15 protein-coding genes are annotated in these 16,280 nt (G+C 61.5%); 10 read left to right on the top strand and 5 right to left on the bottom strand.

Going from position 1 to position 16,280, the window contains the following annotated elements; all coding sequences use genetic code 11:
- Position 1: 1 nt before the first annotated feature.
- Positions 2 to 433 carry a VOC family protein gene (locus M8997_RS15350; protein WP_250014979.1) on the bottom strand — a complete coding sequence of 144 codons (432 nt, stop codon included), beginning with the start codon at positions 431 to 433 and terminating at the stop codon, positions 2 to 4.
- 209 nt (positions 434 to 642) lie between these two features.
- On the opposite strand from M8997_RS15350, the gene M8997_RS15345 reads away from it, so the two are divergent.
- The 4 genes from M8997_RS15345 to M8997_RS15330 all read left to right on the top strand — a co-directional run bounded on the left by M8997_RS15345 (position 643) and on the right by M8997_RS15330 (position 7,161).
- Complete coding sequence (locus M8997_RS15345) at positions 643 to 1,425, top strand: IclR family transcriptional regulator (protein WP_250014978.1); 783 nt, start codon at positions 643 to 645, stop codon at positions 1,423 to 1,425.
- Positions 1,426 to 1,449: 24 nt separating this feature from the next.
- Entirely contained in the window at positions 1,450 to 2,646 is a 1,197-nt protein-coding gene (locus M8997_RS15340; protein ID WP_250014977.1) for a mandelate racemase/muconate lactonizing enzyme family protein, read from the top strand.
- 11 nt (positions 2,647 to 2,657) lie between these two features.
- Positions 2,658 to 3,626: a Gfo/Idh/MocA family protein gene (locus M8997_RS15335; protein ID WP_250014976.1), complete on the top strand. Its 969-nt coding sequence runs from the start codon at positions 2,658 to 2,660 to the stop codon at positions 3,624 to 3,626.
- A 175-nt stretch (positions 3,627 to 3,801) separates the two neighbouring features.
- The gene (locus tag M8997_RS15330) at positions 3,802 to 7,161 is read left to right on the top strand and encodes a type III effector HrpK domain-containing protein (protein ID WP_250014975.1); all 3,360 of its coding nucleotides are present in this window, start codon (positions 3,802 to 3,804) and stop codon (positions 7,159 to 7,161) included.
- A gap of 57 nt (positions 7,162 to 7,218) precedes the next feature.
- Here M8997_RS15330 and M8997_RS15325 read toward each other — a convergent pair whose 3' ends face one another.
- Positions 7,219 to 8,157 (bottom strand): LysR family transcriptional regulator, encoded by a 939-nt coding sequence (locus M8997_RS15325; RefSeq protein WP_250014974.1) that lies wholly within the window; start codon positions 8,155 to 8,157, stop codon positions 7,219 to 7,221.
- A gap of 87 nt (positions 8,158 to 8,244) precedes the next feature.
- Here M8997_RS15325 and M8997_RS15320 point away from each other — a divergent pair, with 87 nt between their 5' ends.
- Both M8997_RS15320 and M8997_RS15315 read left to right on the top strand, forming a co-directional pair.
- Positions 8,245 to 8,688 (top strand): ester cyclase, encoded by a 444-nt coding sequence (locus M8997_RS15320; RefSeq protein ID WP_250014972.1) that lies wholly within the window; start codon positions 8,245 to 8,247, stop codon positions 8,686 to 8,688.
- 10 nt (positions 8,689 to 8,698) lie between these two features.
- Positions 8,699 to 9,619, top strand: a complete 921-nt coding sequence (locus tag M8997_RS15315; RefSeq protein WP_250014970.1) for an NADP-dependent oxidoreductase — start codon at positions 8,699 to 8,701, stop codon at positions 9,617 to 9,619.
- Between the two features lie 79 nt (positions 9,620 to 9,698).
- Here the strand turns inward: M8997_RS15315 and M8997_RS15310 are convergent, their stop codons facing one another.
- Entirely contained in the window at positions 9,699 to 10,880 is a 1,182-nt protein-coding gene (locus tag M8997_RS15310) for an MFS transporter (RefSeq protein WP_250014967.1), read from the bottom strand.
- Between the two features lie 116 nt (positions 10,881 to 10,996).
- Here M8997_RS15310 and M8997_RS15305 point away from each other — a divergent pair, with 116 nt between their 5' ends.
- From M8997_RS15305 to M8997_RS15295, 3 genes are all read left to right on the top strand, one after another.
- Complete coding sequence (locus M8997_RS15305) at positions 10,997 to 11,917, top strand: LysR family transcriptional regulator (RefSeq protein ID WP_256473321.1); 921 nt, start codon at positions 10,997 to 10,999, stop codon at positions 11,915 to 11,917.
- Positions 11,918 to 12,237: 320 nt separating this feature from the next.
- The gene (locus M8997_RS15300) at positions 12,238 to 13,176 is read left to right on the top strand and encodes a DUF3829 domain-containing protein (RefSeq protein WP_250014964.1); all 939 of its coding nucleotides are present in this window, start codon (positions 12,238 to 12,240) and stop codon (positions 13,174 to 13,176) included.
- 16 nt (positions 13,177 to 13,192) lie between these two features.
- Entirely contained in the window at positions 13,193 to 13,753 is a 561-nt protein-coding gene (locus M8997_RS15295) for a DUF6097 family protein (RefSeq protein WP_250014963.1), read from the top strand.
- An 8-nt stretch (positions 13,754 to 13,761) separates the two neighbouring features.
- Here M8997_RS15295 and M8997_RS15290 read toward each other — a convergent pair whose 3' ends face one another.
- Both M8997_RS15290 and M8997_RS15285 read right to left on the bottom strand, forming a co-directional pair.
- The gene (locus M8997_RS15290; RefSeq protein WP_250014962.1) at positions 13,762 to 14,067 is read right to left on the bottom strand and encodes an alkylphosphonate utilization protein; all 306 of its coding nucleotides are present in this window, start codon (positions 14,065 to 14,067) and stop codon (positions 13,762 to 13,764) included.
- 158 nt (positions 14,068 to 14,225) lie between these two features.
- On the bottom strand, positions 14,226 to 15,101 hold the full coding sequence (locus M8997_RS15285) for a LysR substrate-binding domain-containing protein (RefSeq protein ID WP_250014961.1): 876 nt from the start codon (positions 15,099 to 15,101) through the stop codon (positions 14,226 to 14,228).
- A gap of 99 nt (positions 15,102 to 15,200) precedes the next feature.
- Between M8997_RS15285 and M8997_RS15280 the strand changes: the two genes are divergently transcribed.
- Positions 15,201 to 16,262 carry an alkene reductase gene (locus M8997_RS15280; RefSeq protein ID WP_250014960.1) on the top strand — a complete coding sequence of 354 codons (1,062 nt, stop codon included), beginning with the start codon at positions 15,201 to 15,203 and terminating at the stop codon, positions 16,260 to 16,262.
- Positions 16,263 to 16,280: the final 18 nt, after the last annotated feature.

Raw genomic sequence — 16,280 nt, 5'->3', positions numbered from 1 at the left:
ATCAGTTTCCCCGCAGGCGGGCGATTGCCTTCGCCTGCATCCCGTCGGCGGCCATTTCCATCAGTTCGATGCGATGTCCGTCCGGATCGACAATCCAGGTCTGCCAGTTGCCGTCGGCGCCCTGGACCTTGGGGCGGTAGAGCGGGATCCCCGCGGCCTCGAGCTCACGCACGGTCTGGTCTATGCTGGGAACGGCCAGGCACATGTGATTGTACCCCACGGCGTCAGCCCCCGGCGCGTCCTCGCCCTGGCCCTCCGGAAAGACCTCAAGATACTGGTCGTCGGTGATGCGCAGATAGACCAGCCAGAGACGCCCGTCGCGGTCGAGGCGCAGAAGCTCCGAAAAGCCCAGCTTGTTGATGTAGAAATCGAGGGCGCGGTCGATATCCTTCACCCTGATGGCGACATGGGTTATCGCGGAAACAGTCAGCATTCTGAGCCCCTGTGTTTGGCCAAATGAAGGAGGTGCTGGTAGTTTCGATTTCGCTGCCGGGTGTATCGCCGCCGCGCGGGGGTTGCCTCGTATGTCAGCGTGAAACCGAATTTGGACCGCCGCCTCCTCCGGCTATCCAAATATGAACTTTGACAGTTCATATATGTATGCTAATGACGGGCTGAGTTTTGTCAACAGGGCAGGTGCCGATGAGCGAAGCCGCAGAAGATGGGGCAAGCAAGCACACGATCCCGGTCATAGACCGGATGATGGATGTGCTGTGCGAAATCGAACGCAAGGGCAGGGGGCTTTCGATCAGCGAGTTGACGGAGGCACTCAGGCTTCCCCGAACGACCATCTACCGGATACTCAACTCGCTTCAGCAGCATGAGATCGTCTACCGTGACGATACGGGCAGCTATCACCTCGGGCGCCGTCTGCTGTCTCTCGCGGCGCATGTCGGGGTGCGGGCGACGGAGTTCGACCTTGCCGCCGTCTGCCAGCCGTTTCTCGACAAACTGGCTGCGGAACTGGGTGAAGGGGTCAAGCTGAGCATCCTCGATCAGGAGGGCATTCTGGTTCTGGCGGTCGCGCAGGGCAAGCGGGAGTATGCCCTGACGGTGGCACCGGGGCAGCGCATGCCCATCCATGCCGGCGCGGCAAGCAAGCTGCTGCTTGCCTATCTGCCGCCCGATGACCTCGACTACTGGCTCGCGCGTCCGCTCGTCGCCTTCACCGCGAAGACCATCACGGATCCCAAACGGCTGCGCAGCGAATTCGCCCGTATCAAGCGTCTCGGATGGGCGCAGGACAAGGGGGAGAACGCACCCAGCATCCAGGCCTTCGCGACACCGGTGTTCACGCGCAGCGGCAGGATGCTGGCGGCGGTCAGCGTGCCGTTCCTGGCGGGAACCCAGCCGAGCCGCATGGAGGAGATCCGCATGGCTGCGATCGAGACCGCCAAGGCCATCAGCGCCGTCATTCCAGTCTGAATCGCATCTTTGGGGGGCTCCCGCATGAAAATCGTCGACATCAAATGCGCCGTCATCGGCAAGAGCCCGATCGTCCGAATCATTTCTGACGAAGGCATATCGGGCTTTGCCCAGGCGGAAACCTGGAAGCCCTACCTGAAGCCCCATATCCTCGCCTTTCGCGATGCGCTGATCGGCGAAGATCCGACCCTGGTGGAAAGGGTGATGCTGAAGATACGCCAGAGAGGCGGCTTCAAACCATGGGGGAGTGCCGTCAGCGTCATCGAAATGGCGCTCTGGGACCTTGCCGGAAAGGCGGCGGGCCTGCCCGTCCACAAGCTGCTTGGCGGCAAGGTGCGTGACAGGGTGCGCGTCTACAACGGCTCGATGCGATTTCCCTTCACCGGTCATGAGCCGCAGGATTATGCCGAGGACATCGCGAAGATGATGGCGCTTTCGGAGGGCTTCACCATCATCAAGCAGCCGATCGGCTTCCATTCGCCGATGAAGCGCGAAGTGCCGAACTTCTACTATGGCGAGCCGAGCGCCAGCCCGTTTCATGGCGCCCTCGATCGGGGTCCTGTCACCGAACGGGGCCTGAGGCATTTCGTCGACTGCGTCGCTGCCATGAAGGAGGTGGCTGGCGACAAGGTGGGACTGGCGCTGGACTGCGGACCGGGGTGGATGCTGGCCGATGCGATCCGTCTGGCGCGGATGCTGGAACCCTTCAATCTCCTTTGGCTCGAGGATCTTCTGTCCGGGGACTACACGCCCTGGGTCAATGCCGGCGTCTACCGGGAACTTACCCGATGCTCGACGACGCCTATCCACACGGGCGAGCAGATCTATCTGCGCCAGAACTTCAAGGACCTGATCGAATCCCACGCCGTTCATGTGATCGGACCCGATCCTGCCGACGTTGGAGGGATCGCCGAACTGAAGTGGATCGCGGAATATGCGGATCTGCATGGCATCACCGTGGCTCCCCACGGCACCGCCAACGGGCTGCTCGGGCTGGCAGCCCTGATCCAGGTTTCCGCGACCCTGCCCGCCAACTTCATTGCCTTCGAATACACGACTGCCGATCCCGAATGGTGGACGGATCTGGTCGAGGGGTTCCCCGCTCCGATCGTCACCGACGGCATGATCGACGTTCCGGACCGGCCGGGCATGGGCGTGGAGATCATCGCCGACCGCGCAAAGCCCTATCTTTCGCCGGAAGACCACGACTTTTTCGATTGAGGAGCAGGCAGATGCACAATATCGGCATTCTGGGCGCGGCGGGCATCGCGCCGCGATCCATCATTCAGCCCGCGCGTCGTCGCGATGACTGTACCGTCCATGCCGTCGCGTCGCGGCGTCGCGCGGCGGCCGAGGATTATGCGCGGCTGCACGGGATCGCGAAGGTCTGTTCGAGCTATGACGAACTCCTGTCCGATCCGGACATCACCATCGTCTACAATGCCTTGCCGCCGGCAGCGCACGCCGAATGGTCGATCAAGGCGCTGAGGGCCGGCAAGCATGTGCTCTGCGAAAAGCCCCTGGCGATGACCGCCGACGAGGCGCAGGCCATGGTCAAGGCCGCCGGGACTGCCGGCAAGGTGCTGGCCGAAGCGTTCCACGACCGTTACCATCCCGTCTTTCTGCATCTTCTGGCGCGCAAGACATCGGGGTCGTTCGGCGAAATCCGCGCGTTGCGGGCGGAATTCCATGTCGATATCCCGTTTGATCCACACAATATCCGGCACGATCCGGCGCAGGGCGGCGGAGCCATGATGGACCTCGGTTGCTATCCGCTGCACTGGCTGCGCAGCTTCATGGGCGAGGAGCCCGAGATACTCTCCGCACATGCCGAGCTTACGCCGCTGAATGTCGATCAGCGGATGGAGGTGGCGATGCGCTTTGCGGGCGGGGTGGAGGCGCAACTGATTGCAGACATCGCCAGCCCGCCGTTTCGGGGATTGCTCAGGGTCGAGGGCGAAAAGGGCGTGGTCGAGCTCGACAACCCCTGCCTTCCGCACAAGGGACACTCCATCCGGGAATGGTTCGGCGACAGCTACCGCGAGTTCACGCTGGCTGCGGGCACCACCTACGACTACCAGCTGGCCGCATTTGTGGACGCGGTCGAGAACGGAACGTCATTGCCGACGGGCGGCCAGGATGCCATCGGCAACATGAAGGCGCTGGACGAAATATACGAGAGATCGGGCGTGCGGCAATAACCTCGGCAGACACTGACTTGCGGACCCGGCCTTGACGAGACCGGGGCGGCTCCGGCGCCCGGCAGGGCGGCGAAGCGCAGTTCTTGTCACATGCGCTTCACACACCGGCGTCTAAACTCAGGGCAATCCTTATCCTTCAGGACTGAACCATCACAAATTCAGGAAGGCTTGCCGCATGTCGAAAGTAATCGCCCCCACCAACCGTTCGAACCTGGCCACCGTCGACCCCGACACGGCCAAGGCATGGGATGAGGCCCAGAAAGCCGCCAAGGATGCAGGCATAATCTGGGAGCGGCCGAAGAACGACAACCGATCCGCCGAGGACATCATCAATGATACGCAGCTCCTGCGTGATCTCGGCAACCAGAGCGGTGTCAAGGACATGCTGAAGGATCGCGTCGGTGACTTTGAGAAGGATGCCAATGCCGCCTTCCGGGCGGCGCAGATTCTCGAACATGTCGAGCGGTTCGACGAAAGCGGCAAGAAAGTTGCCGGCAAGGACGTCGATAATGGCCGCATCGACGGCTTCACGAACAGCGGTGAGGCAAGGCACGGCACCGAGGCCGGGCGTCTGCAGGACTTCGGCAAATACGGTTTCTCCAATCTCAAGGGGAAACTCAACGAGGTGTCGACCGCCGGTGACGACAAGGAAGCCCGCGACCAGGCCGCGAAACTCGGCATAAAATGGGTGTTGCCGGACGACGACAAACGCTCGGCACAGGACATTATCGACGATTCCGACTTGCTGAAAAACCTGGGCAACCAGAGCGGCGTCAAGGACATGCTGAAGGATCGCGTCGGTGATTTCGAAAAGGATGCCGATGCCGCATACCGGGCGGCGCAGTTGCTCGAGCATGTCGAACGGCTCGACGAAAGCGGCAAGCGGATTGCCGGCAATGATGTCGATAATGGCAGCATAGACGGCTTCACGAACAGTGGCGAAGCAAGGCACGGCACCGAAGCCGGGCGCCTGCAGGACTTCGGCAAATATGGCTTCTCCAATCTCAAGGGCAAGCTTACCGACGTGTCGACCGCCGGTGACGACAAGGAAGCCCGCGAACAGGCCGAGAAGGTCGGCATCAAATGGGAGTTGCCGGATGATGACAAACGTTCGGCGCAGGACATCATCGACGATTCACCCTTGCTGAAAAATCTGGGCAACCAGAGCGGCGTCAAGGACATGCTGAAGGAGCGGGTGGGCGATTTCGAAAAGGATGCCGATGCCGCATACAGGGCGAGCCAGGTCCTCGATCGCATCACGATGTATGACGAGAAGGGAAATTCCCTGTCCGGCAGCGACGTTTCCAACACCAGCATCGATGGTTTCACCAAGAGCGGCGAAGCCTACAACGGGACCGAGGCAGGCCGCCTTCAGGATTTTGGCAAGTATGGTTTTGAAGTCTTGAAAGACGTGAAGAAACCTGAGGATATCAGCAGCTACAAGGACTTCCTGAAGGCCAATCCGGACGCCGACGATACTTCGAAGACGCTTGCCAAATATGCCGCGATCATCGGTGAGAACTACGATGCGATCAAAGGCAAGACCGGTGTGGACGGCGATCTGACAGCCGACGCCCTGAAAAAATATCGCGACGAGAATCCGCAGATCAGCGACGATTTCAAGGAAGCGCTCAATTTCTGGGCGCAGCCCGGCGCATTCGAAAAGCTCGAAACGGCGCATAAGCCCCTCGAGGGCGGACCTGACGGCGGTGCCAGCAAGGATGATCTGAAGAGCTGGATCGATACGCAGGCGCCGAAGGACTCCGGATCGGCAATCGCCTTCATCTCCAGTGTCGCCAATGCGAACATCACCGCGGACGTGGACACGAGCAAGCTCGGCGCGGACGTCTTCGAGAATCCCGACAAATATTCCGCCAAGGAGAAGGCCGCCGTCCTCCAGGATCTTTTGACGGCGCAGAGCCTGATCACACAGGGTGCTTCCGCCGGCATGTGGCGGGATGATTACGGCAAGGTTTCCATCGCCAACGATGTGCGCAGCCATCCGGATCCGCAGAAGCTGCTCGAGGACGTCAACGACCACATAGCAATCCTTGAAGGCGATAAGGCGGTCGTCGACTTCCTGAACGAGAACAGCAGCAAGCAGTTCGACGCGCTGTTCAAAAGCAATGAAGGTCTCAAGACGGCTGTCGAGGCGAGCTACGACGACATCAAGTCCGGCAAGGCTCTCGACAGCCTGTGGGACGCGAAGACTAAGGACGGCAAGACCGACCAGCAGGCAGCCCTTGCCGAATTCTACGGATCGGCGAAGATGTACCAGCAGGCGCTCGGTATCGACAAGCCGGGCGAGATCCAGGATGCCGTCAACAGTTCCAAGCACAAGGGCGATTTCCAGGATTTCTACGAGAAGTCATTGGTATCCGGTGACCGGTTCAATGAACTTCTGAAGGACAATACATTCGAGGAAGCAGCCAGCGCGTTCAGTACCGAGGTCGCGCTCTACAATGCCGCGCTCGATCCCGACTTCACCGGGAAGTTCGACAGCAAGCTGAACGAGAACTTCTCCGACATCGTGGAAAAGAATGCCTTCAAGGATGCCACTTTCGACGATCTGAAGACGGCGTTCGGCGTCGATGGCGGCGACAAGCTGGATGAGGAGAAGGTAAAGTCCTACATCGACCAGATTGCCAAGGACAATCCCGAACTGCTGGTCAATCAGGATGGAACCGTCGCCAAGTCGGACCAGATACTGGCCGGTTTCCGCGGCAGCTGGGATGTGCTGCGTCAGGGAACCAAGTCGCTTGCCGAACTTAATTCGGAATGGCTGAACCCATCGGCCAAGGCGGCTGCCGACAAGGGCGTCCTGCACGGCGTCAGCGGCCTGTTCATGGCCGGCGTCACGATCTCCAAGGGTGTTCAGAGCGGCGGAAACCCGACCGAGAGGCAGAAGGTCGACATTACCACCGGGTCGATCCAGACCGCGACGCTGCTGACCGAGGGTGGCATCAAGGCCTGGAAGCAATATCTGAAGGATGTGGCCGACAAGCATCCGGATACTGCCATCGGCAAAAAAATCGGCAAGATGTCCGACGAGAACTTCAAGAGCCTGACGGATAATTGGAACCGGGCGGAAAATGCCGCCAAGGGCATTGGCGGTCTCGCCGGCGTTGTCGCCGGGGCCTATGGCATATTCGACGGCGTTCAATCGATCCGCAAGGGCGACAAGGTTGGCGGCGGCATCAGCATCACGGCCGGCTCCCTCGGCGCGCTTGCCGGCCTGGCTTCTGCCGTAGAGGGTGGCCTGGGAGTGTTCGCTCCGAGCGTCCTCCGAACAATTCCGATCGCCGGTGCGGCAGGGGTTCTTGGACTGGCGGCCGCGGGCGTGGGTGTCATCGCCATGCTGCTGCCCGGCCTGATCGAAGAGGGCAAGCACCAGGCGCGGCAGGACAAGTTCGGATCGTTGCTCAGCGACTACCTGACGCAATACGAGATCGACGGTGTACCGTATGGCGACATCTCCGACATCCCCGACGAGGATTGGCCCGGCTATGAGGATGGCCCGACGATCGGCTCCTGACCGGCAAGTCGGTAGCCGCCAGACCGAGGGTTGCGGGGGGCAGTATCACCTGCCATCTCAACGCCGATGGGTGGCGGCTGCCTCGGATGCAGCCTTGTCGAAGAGCGATCTGATCACCTCGCGCAACCAGCGCTGCGCGGGGTGAACATCGTTGCGCCTGTGCCAGGCCATGTCGAATTTGGCCGTGCCGAGTTCCAGCGGTGGCTTCAGGACCTGAAGCCTTTCACGATACCCGGAGGCGTCAACGACACCCTGCATCAGGGTTGCGGCCAGGTCAGACGATGCGACAAGCGGAGGCGCGGCATACATTTGCGGCAGGGTGAGCGCAAGCCGTCGGCGCAAACCCAACTTGGCGAGCGCGGCATCGACCATCCCGAACCGCTCGTTCTCCGGGGAAACTAGCAAGTGCGACATTTGCAGGAAGGACTCCAGCGTCAGCTCTGCATCGGCTTGCGGATGGTCCTTGCGAAGGACGCAGACGAAACGCTCCTCGAACAGGCGCTCGCTCAGGATGCGCCCGGCCGGCGTGTGTGGAACGCCGACCGTCAGATCCGCCTCGCCAGAGTCCAGCAGGGAGATGACCTCGTCGCGGTGGTCGAAGTTGCGGACCCGCAGGACTATGCCCGGCGCCTCGATTCCCAGGACGGCAAGCAGTTTTGGCAGGACGACAAACGCCGCGTGCTCCGACAATCCGAGTGAGAGTGAGACGCTCGACTTCGAGGGGTCGAAGACCTGCGTGAATTCCAGGGTTCGCTGGATTTCGGCAAGTGCGCGACCGAGCGGCTCGGCAAGATCGAGCGCGCGAGGGGTCGGCTGCAGCCCGTTCGGGCCGCGAATGAATAATTCGTCCTGCAAGACAGAACGGAGGCGAGACAGCGCTGCGCTCATCGCCGGCTGTGTGCGGCCTATCCTGACGCCTGCACGCGTCACGCTCCGCTCGGCCATCAGTGCGTCGAAGGCCACAAGCAGGTTCAGATCGATCCCATGTAAATCCATTTGGTGGATGTTATTGCATATCCAATATCGATTTCAACGATGAAATCAGGAGGCGTACTGCTGCTCCTCGTCAACGAGGAGTGTGCCATGAGCAACGAACATCCATCCTACGGTGGAATAAGCGATACCGATCTTCAGACGCTTCGTACTTTCTACAAGGCGTTCGAAGGAACCCCCGACCTTCTCGACGAAAGCGTCGTTCCGGATTGGCAGGACATCCCGCTCGCGCCGGGGCAGGCGGCGGGACGCGATGGATTCAAACCCATGATCGCTGCCTTCTCGAAGGCTTTCGCGGACATCAGGATCGAGATCGTTGATGTGATCGGCGGGACCGACAAGGCTGCGGTCCGCGCTGTGATTACCGGCCGTCACGTCGGAGACTGGTTCGGGGTCGCCGCAACCGGCCGCACATTTTCCCTTCCCATCCATGAGTTCCATGCCTTCGAGAACGGCCGGATTACCCGCACCTGGCACATGGAGGACTGGATGGGCTGGTTCGCCCAGATGGGCGCCTGGCCGGTCACGAACTGAGGGCCGTGAGATGCGACAGATCATTCTCTCAGGCTACGAGCAAAACCCCGTCCTGCACGACGTCGCGATACCGGAGCCGACCGGCAGCGAGGTGCTCGTCCGCATTGCGGCCGCTGCGCTCAATCCGCTCGACGTAAAGCTGCAACGCGGTCAGGTCCACGCCTACTTCCCGCTTGAATTTCCCTCGCCCATGGGCACGGACGTCGCCGGCACCGTCGAGAAGGTCGGCTCGCCGACCATGCGCTGGCGCGTGGGAGATCGGGTCATGGCACGGCTCGATCCGACCGGGGGTGGCGCTTTTGCGGAATACGCCATCGTTTCGGAAGATCAGCTGGTGCTGGTTCCGGACGGCCTGGACTTCAACAGCGCTGCCGGATTGCCAACCGCCGCGGCAACAGCCTGGCAGGCACTCGTGGAAACCGCAGACCTCCAGCCCAGCCAAACCGTGCTGGTCCATGCCGGTGCCGGAGGCGTCGGCAGCTTCGCCATCCAGTTCGCGAGGGGGCTTGGCGCGCGCGTCATCGCCACCGCATCAGGGGATGGTGTGGAGATTGCCCGGGAATTGGGTGCCGATCAGGTGATCGACTATCGATCCGAGGATTTCGCCAGCATGGTTTCGGACATCGATGTCGTGCTGGATACGATCGGCGGGGAGGTACAGCAACGCTCCTTCGGCGTGTTGCGCGGCGGCGGCAAGCTGCTTTCGACCGTCTCCCCGCCCGACCAGGCACTGGCGGCAGCCCATAAGGTCGATGGCGCGTTCGTCTTCCACACGTCGAGCGCCCGACGACTGTCGGATGTAGTCAAGGCGATGAGCGGGCAGGGACACTCGGTCCTGATCGACCGCGTCTTGCCCATGACATCGTTTGCCGAGGCTTTCGAACGCCAGGCCTCCGGCAGGGCGCGCGGCAAGATCATCCTGAGCGTCTAGCCTCTCGCCGCGATGCGAGCGGACAATTGCGGTCCGCTCGACATGGTCCTCGAAGGGAGCGGCTGAAGTTGCCGCTCCTTCATCGGCGCATGCACGAGATCAGCACTGCCGACAGGGCGGCCAGGATTGCGATCCCGGTGGCGACGTAGCCGAGGCTCGCAAGCCCCCAATAGGGAATCACCAGGCCACCGATGATCGCGCCCAGTCCCGTACCGGCATTGGCCGCCGACACGTTCAGCGTGCCTGCCAAAGCCTGTGCATGGGAAGCGGACTTCATCACCCGTACCTGGCAGATCGGGAACAGGGCCGTATAGGCAATGCCCCAGAACGCAAGCGCCGCGCCCAGCATGGGGAGCGAACCGGACAGCGGAACGCTGGCGGCCATGCCGACACCCAGCAACACGGAAAATACCGCGGTGGAGCCTAGCGGGCTGCGATCCACCAGATGCCCGCCGAGCCAGTTGCCGACGAGGCCGATGGCGCCAAACCCCATCAGCCACCAGCCGACATATGCCGGAGCCACCCCGGCGATCCGCTCCAGCATGTCCGCCAAATAGGTGTAGGCGGTAAACATCGCGGTAAACACCACCACCGACAATGCGACATTGCCGACGAAGTACGGGTTTCTGAGGATGCTGGCCTGTTCTGCCAGGCGCAGTCGCCGCGGCATGGCCACGGTCGGCATGAAGATCGTCAGGGCCAGCGCCATCGCAAGCGACAGGGCGGCCAGCACCCAGAAGGTGCCCCGCCAGCCGATGGCGTCCGATGCCAATGTGCCGAGCGGGATGCCGAACAGCAGGGCGGCGGAGATGCCGAGATATACCTGGGAAACAGCGCGACCGGCCCGCTGCTCCCCGACGATCTGACCGGCCGTCTCGCTGGCCGTGCCCCAGAACACCGGCAGCGCCAGCGCCGGAATGAAGCGGGCGACGGCGAGCACCCAGATGTTGGGGGCGATGGCGGCGAGGACGTTCGAGGCGGCAAAGACGAGAAGTATGGCGATGAACAGGCGTTTGCGTTCGAGATGCGACAGCAGTGCGGTCAGCGCCGGGCCGAACAACATGACTGTGAAGGCAAACAGGGTGACGAGCTGGCCCGCCGCCGAGATCGAAATTTCGAGGTCGCGCGCCAGAGCCGGCAGCAATCCGACCATGAGGTATTCAGTGGTGACGATAACGAAGGCCGCCACCGCGAGAATGGCGATTGAAAGGCCGTTATGGCGGGCCGAAGTGGCCGCGCCCGGCGCTGCAATGGAAGACATTGATGAGGCTCCTGTGGGATTTCACGATTGCCTTCAGTCTATTGAAGATATAAATTCTTATCTCGGATATGTTTTCGTTCAATTACAGAATTGAAATCCGCAATAGGTGAGGAAGCATGTTTCCATCGGAACGACTGAAGGGTATCGAAAATTTTGTGGCGACGGCTGATGCGGGCAGCTTCACCGCGGCGGCGGAGCGGCTGAACCTGACCAGTTCCGCGGTCGGCAAGAGTGTGGCGCGCCTTGAGGACCGGCTCCGCACCCGGCTCTTCGAGCGCACGACGCGGCGCCTTGCCCTGACGGATGCGGGAGTGGCGTTCTACCGCATTTGCGTGCGTGTGCTGGCGGAACTGGAAGAGGCCGAAGCGGTACTCGCGGCGCAGCGCAGCGAGCCGATAGGCCGCCTGCGGATGGATGCGCCGGCGACATTCGGCCGAATGCGCGTCTGGCCGTTGATGCTGCGATTCGGGCAGCAGCATCCGCACTTGCGGCCACATGTTTCCTTCACGGATCGCTTCGTCGACCTGCTCGACGAGGGCATCGACATCGCGGTTCGCATCGGCGGACCGGAGCATTGGACCGGCTCCGTGGGCCATCGCTATCTCGGCAGCGAACGCCTGATCTTCTGCGCCTCCCCGGATTACCTGGCCAGACTGGGGGCCAAGCGGGGGGTGCCGGCATCGCCGGACGAACTGGGCCAGTACGATGCCGTGCTCTATGGCAGGGCCGATGGCACGACCAGCCCCTGGTTGATCACCCATGGACCCGGCATGATCGAGCGGCGCACAATGGAAGGCCGCATCACCGTCGGCAATGGTGAAGCTCAGGTCGCGGCGGTCAAGGCCGGATACGGCATCGCGCAACTGGCGACATGGTTGGTCTGCGATGAGATCGCACGCGGCGAGCTGGTACAGGTTTTGCCGGAACTTGCGACCGAAGGCCTGCCGCTAAATCTGGTTTGGCCGATAGGGCGACAATTGCTGCCCAAGGTGGACGCCATGCTGGAATTGCTTGCTGCCGAGCTGCAGATCGGCTGAGCAATAGGTTGAAAATCAGTTTCTAGTGCAATCTTTCGTGGAAATTAATGTCCGATCGTGTTTTAACGCGCCATAAATCAAATCAATCCTGAGGGAGGTAGGGATTGATGGACCGAGACGAGACATGACCTGCCATCCCGAACTGCGCCATACCTTCCTCAATTCAATTTGCATCAGCAGCCTCATATTCATCACGGCCGCTCCGGCCCATGCTGATGACACCGCCCGGCTGAACCAGTCGAGCTAATTCCACCCTGAAAACAAACGAAAAGGACACGCGCACGCTTTGCCGTGGGCGCTGAATTATCATGATGCTCAATATGAAGTCGCTTTTGGCCGGACTGCTGCTTGTCGGCGGAATCTGTCTGGCAGGCTGCAACGACCAGAAGAAGGCCGAATCGGCCGCGCCGGCTGAACAGCTTTCAGCCGAACAGCAGCAGATCGCAAAGTACAACACCTATATTGACGCTGCAAACGGCAGCTCTTCTTTTGGAGCCGGCCTCGCCGATCATCTGAAATATTATCAGGAGGCACTGCAGAAGGGGCAGGAGCTGAAGCATTATTCAGTCGAGAACCCCTATAACATAAAGCGCATGCGCGAAACGCTCGATACGGCATTGGCGATGCCAACGGAACTTCCGGAAATCGACAAGGCTGCAAAAGCTCTCACGGCGGCACTCAAAGAGGTCGAGCCCCTGAATACGGAGCTTAGCAATTACGCACAGTCAAATGGCCATCTTGCCGACGAGGGCAAGAAAGCCAGGGAAAAGGACCCGCAATATGTTGCTGCGATGAAGAAAGTCGCAGAACTGGAAGTGGAGTTCTACAACGGCATCCGCCAGCGCGACGAGGTCAATACGCGGACCGCGTTCGAACAGGCACCCAAGGATAGCGCCGAATATTTTCGCGCCGGCATGATCCTTTATGCAAAGCAGGCCGCGGGCCTCGCCGATGATTTCTTCCAGAAGGCCGGCGAAAAGCAGGCGGCACAGGCCTTTGCCGACAGTCTTAACAAGGTCAACGAAATGGCCGAAGGATGGGACAAGAAAGTCCGCGAAAGCCGGCCTGAAGGCTGTACGAGCATGATGCTTTCAGTGAACAGCGTCCTTGCCCGGGGCCGGAATGCCATCCAGCACGCGGCAAAGGGCCAGTACAAGCCACAGGAATTCAGCGTCACCGATCCGGTCGCGACGGACGCACGCAGCTTTGACCAGGAATTCAACAACATGATCAACGATTTCAATCGTAATCGATGCTGAGCCATGGAGCGCTGAAGTGAACTTTCTTTCGAATTTCGGCGCGGCAATGCTGTTGTCGCAGTTTGCCGGCCGTCAGCTTGAGGGTCTGCATGGATTGATCGACTGGAAACGGATACCGGTCGAAAAGTCGGACGACTTTTACAAACAGACGATCGCTCTTGAGCGGGTCGCGGGCACGGGCGGTTTTGAGCGTTGTTTCAAAGCCTATTCCCTCGTCAGGAAGAGCATGGTCGGGCTCGCGACCGTCATCATCGTCCCGGCGCTCGCGCTTTTTGTATTGTCGAAAATACCTTCGTTCGAAGCACGGATCACCGAATTGATGTCCTGGCTGATGTCGGATTTCATGCGGTTCATCTATGTTGCAGGCGGCGGGAGCGGCGTCCTGCTTCTGTTGTTGATAGGAGCGCACTTCTATACGCGCTCCCAGCTGAACCGCCTGCTTGGGCCGGAACTCGGCCGGTTATGGCTGTCGCTCATCGAGCGCTATGCACCCGAACTGCAGCAGCGAGCAGTTCAGGCGCATGCCGACCCGGATGAAATCGCCCGGCTGATCGTCGACCAGCGGCGAGACCAGTAGCGTCCCGCTCAACGCTTGCGGAGGAATTCGGTGCGCAGCACCAGGCCCTTGATGGCATCGTGCCGGCAGTCGACCTCTTCGGGGTTGCCGGTAAGGCGGATCGAGCGGATGACCGTGCCCTGCTTGAGGGTCTGGCCTGCGCCCTTGACTTTCAGGTCCTTGATCAGGACGACGGAATCGCCATCCGCCAGAACATTGCCGGAAGCATCGCGCACCTCGGCGGCCTTGGCTTGCTCGGCGGCGATTTCCGACGCCGGGCGCCATTCGCCGGTTGCTTCGTCATAGACATAATCGTCGTCGCTCGGGGCGGTCATCCTGCTGTTCCTTTTCGCAAATATTCGTTCATCGGTCGTGATGTCAGATGCGCGTCTATCGTGGAAAGGCTCCGGGAGCAAATCCGGCGGGCCATAAGTTCGGGCAATTCCTGTCGCCGGGCGGTGCGTGGAGACCATTTCGAGCCGAAAGCGCGCGCTCAGGCTTCCATCAGCTTCGTCGACAGGAATTCGATGAAGCGTTGGGTCTTCGCCGGGATGAGCCGCGTTTCGGTGACGGCATAGATGCTGACCGCCGGTCCCTGCCAATCGGGCAGGATGCGCCGGAGCCGCCCGGCTGCGAGGTCCTGGGCGACGATCTTCTCGGGCAGCAGGGCGATCCCCTGATGGTTGACCGCAAGCGCGCCGATCATCCCGACGCTGTTGAGCGTGAAGCGGCCGCTCACGTCGATTTCGACGGTCTCTGTACCCCGGTGCAGGGTCCAGCGCAGGTTGCGCCGCATGCAGATACATTCGCGCTCGCGGAGATCGGCCGGTTCCGTCGGCGCGCCCGATGCCTCGATATAGCCGGGGGAGGCGTAGAGGTAGAGCGAATGCCGTCCGATCAGCCGGGCGATCAGGCCGGAATCCTCCAGCTTGCCGATGCGGATCGCCACGTCGAACGGCTCCGTCACCAGATCGACGCGGCGCGGCGTCAGGTCGAATTCGAATGTGATGCCCGGATAGAGCCGGGCGAAATCGGCAATGATCGGCGTCAGGTAGAGCGTGGCGAGATCGACCGGCAGCGACACGCGGATCACGCCGCTCGGCTGTTCGAGCATGGCGCCGAGCTGCTCATGCGCCAGCCGCGCCTCGTCGACGATACGCTTGCTCCGCTCGTAATAGATCTGGCCGGCCTCGGTCAGCTCGATCTTGCGGGTCGTCCGGTGCAGCAGCCTCAGGCCGATGGCCTTCTCCAATTCGCTGATGCGGCGCGACAGGGTGGAATTGGGCATGCCGAGCGCCTCCGCCGCCTTGCGGAAGCTCCTTACCCTCGCCACCTCGACGAATAGCGCCATGTCGTTCAGATGGCTCACGTTATTGCTCCATATATGGAAAACTGATTTCGATTGTACCGGATTTATCCCACATGAGGAATAGTGGACAAAGGCGTTCCCAACAGATGGAGAACCAGGATGAGCCAATTGTTCACGCCGGCCAAAGTCGGCCGCTACACGCTTCCCAACCGCCTCGTCATGGCGCCCATGACGCGCAGCCGCGCCGGCTTCGACGGTACGCCCGGCGAACTCGCCGCCGAATATTACGCCCAGCGCGCCGCGCTCGGCCTGATCGTCACCGAAGGCACGCAACCCTCCGATGACGGCCAGGGGTACATGACGACGCCGGGCATCCATACGCCCGCCCATATCGCCGGCTGGCGCAGGATAATCTCGGCCGTGCACGGCAAGGGCGGCCATATCTTCATCCAGCTGATGCACGCGGGGCGCATGTCGCATCCCGACAACACGCCGCATCATCGCCAGGCGGTCGCACCCTCGGCGATTGCGCCGGGCTCCGGCATGTTCACGCCGACGGGGATGCAGGACATACCGGTGCCGCGGGCGCTCGGCACGGAGGAAGTGCGCCGGACCGTCGAGGATTTCCGCCATGCCGCCCGCTCGGCGATCGAGGCCGGCGCCGACGGCGTCGAGATTCATGGCGCGAATACCTATCTCGTCCACCAGTTCATCGCGCCGAGCGCCAATAGGCGCACGGACGAATATGGTGGCTCGATCGAGAACCGTGCCCGCTTTGCCATCGAGGTCGCGGCGGCCATTGCCGGGGAGATCGGCGCCGACCGCACCGCGATCCGCCTTTCCCCCGGCCTGAACATGTGGGGGATCGACGAGGGGCCGGAGGGGCCGGACCTCTACCGCCATCTGATCGCCGAACTCGACAAGCTCGGTCTCGCCTATGTGCACATCATGCACCAGGGCGATGAGGCGCTGCTGGCCGACATCCGCAAGCTCTGGCACCAGTCGCTGATCCTCAACCGTCCGGGCCGCCCGCGCGACGAGATCGGCGCCGATATCGCCGCGGGATTGGCCGATCTCGAGGCCTATGGCCAGATGGTGCTGGCCAATCCGGATTTCGTCACCCGCATCAGGGCCAATGCGGCGCTCAATACGGCCGACCAGAACACCTATTTCGGCGGCAGCGCCCAGGGCTACACCGATTATCCCGCGTTGAGCGCCTGACAGGCATCTCTCGAATAT

It is taken from the genome of Phyllobacterium sp. 21LDTY02-6 (assembly GCF_023554255.2).
Taxonomy (GTDB): domain Bacteria; phylum Pseudomonadota; class Alphaproteobacteria; order Rhizobiales; family Rhizobiaceae; genus Phyllobacterium.
The sequence above is the reverse complement of the archived record's forward strand: the minus strand, read 5'-3'. Positions and strand labels throughout refer to the sequence as shown.